Origin of the sequence: Streptomyces violaceorubidus (genome assembly GCF_000717995.1) — a bacterium.
GTDB lineage: Bacteria > Actinomycetota > Actinomycetes > Streptomycetales > Streptomycetaceae > Streptomyces > Streptomyces violaceorubidus.
In genome coordinates, this window is sequence record NZ_JODM01000277.1 from 1 (window position 1) to 201 (window position 201).

General features: G+C 70.1%; 1 protein-coding gene. It reads right to left on the reverse strand.

Going from position 1 to position 201, the window contains the following annotated elements:
* The coding region (locus IE94_RS40780) for a hypothetical protein (RefSeq protein WP_209441125.1) at positions 1-201 on the reverse strand (201 nt) is incomplete at both ends.

Genomic DNA, 201 nt, shown 5'->3' on the forward strand with positions numbered 1-201 from the left:
CGTGTCGGCCCGTGGGGCACCGGACCGGGACAGGGTGGGTATCGGGACAGGGGCGGCCATGTCCTTTTCAGAGGCCAGGGACGGCGACTCGGCGGACTGCCCGTCCATGTCCATGTCGGGATCCGGGTCGGTGCTCTGCTCGCGCTCCACGTGGCCCACGGGCCTTGCGGAGCCCTTGGTGTCCTGTGTGGTGAAGGCGGT